The sequence below is a fragment of the Dietzia sp. DQ11-44 genome, from assembly GCF_014145205.1.
Classification (GTDB): domain Bacteria; phylum Actinomycetota; class Actinomycetes; order Mycobacteriales; family Mycobacteriaceae; genus Dietzia; species Dietzia natronolimnaea.
Map to the genome: position 1 here is coordinate 1 of NZ_JAALEC010000010.1, position 3,031 is coordinate 3,031.

The following is a 3,031-nucleotide window of genomic DNA, read 5'->3' on the forward strand; positions in this document are numbered from 1 at the left end:
GGACAGCTGGTCACCCGCAGAGCTGGTCGCCGACCGAGCGCAGGGCCTCCAGGTTGGAGATCTCGAACGGCAACGACGGCACGCCCACGATCCGCACGTCCGGATGGGTGTCGGTGAACGACTCCAGCAGGCGGACCTCCTGCTTGGCCGTGCCGGCCCGGTCGGCGTGGATCCGCAGCACCGCCTCGGCCTCCGGGTTCCCCGCCAACCGGTCGGCCGCGGCACACGCCTGCTCGGCCGTGAGGTCGGTCAGTCGGGGGTGGGTGCGGTTGATCACGACCCCCGCGAGCGGCATCTCCTCCTCCGAGAGCCGCTCGGCGAAGAACGCGGCCTCGCGCAGGGCGGGACGTTCCGCGGACGAGACCACCAGGAACTCGGTGCCCTTGCGGCGCAGGATCGCCTGGGTGCGCGAGGCCCGGGTGGCGAATCCACCGAACGTGGAGTCCAGCGCCACGACCATCTCGGAGGCGTCCTTGAGCATGGACGAGCCGACGACGGCCGAGACCCCCCGCATCGCCGTGCTCATGGCGCCGGTCATCAACCGGCCGACCCCGCGACCGGGCGCCGCGAACACCCGCATGAGACGGCTGTCCATGAACGCGCCCAGTCGGCGCGGGGCGTCGAGGAAGTCGAGGGCGTTGCGGGAGGGAGGGGTGTCGACGACGACGAGGTCCCACGTCGAGTCGTCGAGCAACTGGCCCAGCTTCTCCATGGCCATGTACTCCTGCGTGCCGGCGAAGGAGGTGACCATGGTCTTGTAGAAGTGGTTGTCCAGGATGGACTGCGCCTTCTCGGGCGTGGTGTTGGCGGTGACCAGCTCGTCGAACGTGCGACGCATGTCGAGCATCATCGCGTGCAGCGACCCGTCCGAATCCGCGTGCTCGGGTCCCAGGTCCACCCGGGACGGCTCGTTGGAGAGGCTGTCGATGCCCAGCGCCTGCGCGAGGCGCCGGGCCGGGTCGATGGTGAGCACCACGGTATCGCGGCCGAGCTCGGCCGCGCGCAGGGCCACCGCGGCGGCGGTGGTGGTCTTGCCCACGCCGCCGGCGCCGGTGCAGACCACGACACGGGTCGCGGGGTCGGTGAGCATTCCGGTGATGTCGAGACGACGAGTCATGTCAGTGCACTCCCTGATCGGCAAGGGCGGAGGCGAGGTCGTACAGGTCGGCGACCTCGACGCCGTTGGGCAGGGCCGGCAGCACGAGGGTCGGGCAGCCGGACGAGGTCAGGGTCTCGCCGGCCGCGAGCTGGCCGCGGGCGACGCGGGCGTGTTCGATGGCCTCCACCAGGAGCCCCTGCAGGCCCTCGTCGTCGAGCTCCACACCGGTCTCCTCGAGCCCGGCCAGCACCGCCTCCGCATCGATGTCCTCCTCGGCGATCCGCTGGAGCGCGTCGTCGTCGAGGTGCCTGGTCTCGGCCCGGTTGATGATCACCTGGCCGACCCGCAGGTCGTGCGAACGCAGCTCCTCGATCGCGTCGATGGTCTCCTGGACCGGCAGCGACTCGAGCAGGGTGACCAGGTGGACGACCGTCTGCGGGGAGTGGACCAGCTCGGAGACGGCATCGGCCTGCCGGCGGATGGGCCCGCCGGCGGCCAGGTCGGCCATCGCGGTGGTCACGTCGAGGAACTTGCCGATACGGCCCGTGGGCGGGGCGTCCACCACCACGGCGTCGTACACGACCTCCTTCTTGGCGTGCTGGCGCGTGACGACCTCGTAGATCTTTCCGGTCAGGAGCACGTCCTTGAGGCCGGGGGCGATGGTGGTCGCGAACTCGATCGCGCCCACCGACTTCATCACCTTGCCCACCACCCCGAGGTGGTAGAAGGTGTCGAGGTAGTCGAGCATCGCGGCCTCGATGTCGATGGCCAGCGCGAACACCTTGCCGCCACCGTCCACCCGGGCCACGAGCTCCTCGCGGTACGGCAGCGGGGCGCGGTCGAAGATCCGGGAGATTCCCTGGCGCTCCTCCACCTCGACCAGCAACACACGCTTGCCGGTGGAGGCCAGTGCCAGCGCGAGCGAGGTGGCGACCGTGGTCTTGCCCGTTCCCCCCTTCCCGGAGACGTAGTGGAGGTCTGCGCGGGCGGAGGAGTCGGACCAGCCGGTGGACAGCTGGTCGGCGATGGTCGCCCTCGTCGACTGTGTCCCCTGAGTTCGAGTCGCCTGCGTTCCTGGATTGTCGGTGGACGGCATGCGTTCCACACTAAGCGGTTCCACCAGAGCGCGCGGGCTGCTCTCGACTTCCCTAGAGTGGGGGCATGAGCGAATCCACCTCCGCAGCCCGGTTCGAGTACGCGACCGTCCCGCTGCTCACCCACGCCACCAAGCAGATCCTCGACCAGTGGGGCAGTGACGGCTGGGAGCTCGTGTCCGTGCTGCCCGGGCCCACCGGCGAGCAGCACGTCGCCTACCTCAAGCGCCGGCTCTGATGTCGGAGGGCGAGGGCGGCGGCTACTGGACCCGAAAGCTGGAGCAGCTGGGGATCGAGCTGCCGACCGTGGTCCCCCCGCTGGCCAACTACGTCCCCGCCGTGCGGACGGGGGCGTACGTCTACACCTCCGGTCAGCTGCCGATGGTCGACGGCGCCCTCGCCGCGACGGGCAAGGTCGGAGCCGCGGTCAGTCCGGAGGTCGCCGCCGGTCTCGCCCGGACCTGCGCCCTCAACGCGCTCGCCGCGGTCGACGGCCTGGTGGGCATCGACTCCGTCGTGCGGATCGTCAAGGTCGTCGGGTTCGTCGCCTCGGCGCCGGGCTTCAACGCCCAGCCCGCGGTGATCAACGGCGCCTCGGACCTGCTGGGTGAGGTCTTCGGCGACGCCGGCGTCCACGCACGCTCCGCCGTCGGGGTGTCGGAGCTGCCGCTCGACGCCCCCGTCGAGGTCGAGCTCATCGTCGAGGTCGAGGTCGAGGGTTAGGGACGGACCATGGCGACGTCCGGCGGTCTGGCCCCGATCACGTTCCCCGCGTACGAGACGCTGCGCCCCGTCACCGACCTGGCCGGGGTGATCCTCTGCGACAACCCCTCGGAGA

Annotated in this window: 4 protein-coding genes; 2 read left to right on the forward strand and 2 right to left on the reverse strand. The window is 70.6% G+C overall.

The features are described from left to right. Nucleotides 1-10: 10 nt before the first annotated feature. Together G6018_RS00270 and G6018_RS00275 are read right to left on the reverse strand one after the other, a co-directional pair. Nucleotides 11-1,117 (reverse strand): ArsA family ATPase, encoded by a 1,107-nt coding sequence (locus tag G6018_RS00270; protein ID WP_179524408.1) that lies wholly within the window; start codon nucleotides 1,115-1,117, stop codon nucleotides 11-13. Nucleotide 1,118: 1 nt separating this feature from the next. Then, complete coding sequence (locus G6018_RS00275; protein ID WP_182638423.1) at nucleotides 1,119-2,195, reverse strand: ArsA-related P-loop ATPase; 1,077 nt, start codon at nucleotides 2,193-2,195, stop codon at nucleotides 1,119-1,121. Nucleotides 2,196-2,260: 65 nt separating this feature from the next. On the opposite strand from G6018_RS00275, the gene G6018_RS00280 reads away from it, so the two are divergent. Together G6018_RS00280 and G6018_RS00285 are read left to right on the forward strand one after the other, a co-directional pair. Then, entirely contained in the window at nucleotides 2,261-2,431 is a 171-nt protein-coding gene (locus G6018_RS00280; protein WP_179524409.1) for a DUF4177 domain-containing protein, read from the forward strand. Then, nucleotides 2,431-2,916: a RidA family protein gene (locus tag G6018_RS00285; RefSeq protein ID WP_182610978.1), complete on the forward strand. Its 486-nt coding sequence runs from the start codon at nucleotides 2,431-2,433 to the stop codon at nucleotides 2,914-2,916. Before G6018_RS00280 ends, G6018_RS00285 begins: the two co-directional genes overlap by 1 nt. The last annotated feature ends 115 nt before the right edge of the window (nucleotides 2,917-3,031 follow it).

Bases quoted from the DNA above. Each gene is read 5' to 3' on its own strand.
- G6018_RS00270 (WP_179524408.1), bottom strand. From the start codon at position 1,117: ATGACTCGTCGTCTCGACATCACCGGAATGCTCACCGACCCCGCGACC.
- G6018_RS00275 (WP_182638423.1), bottom strand. From the start codon at position 2,195: ATGCCGTCCACCGACAATCCAGGAACGCAGGCGACTCGAACTCAGGGG.
- G6018_RS00280 (WP_179524409.1), top strand. From the start codon at position 2,261: ATGAGCGAATCCACCTCCGCAGCCCGGTTCGAGTACGCGACCGTCCCG.
- G6018_RS00285 (WP_182610978.1), top strand. From the start codon at position 2,431: ATGTCGGAGGGCGAGGGCGGCGGCTACTGGACCCGAAAGCTGGAGCAG.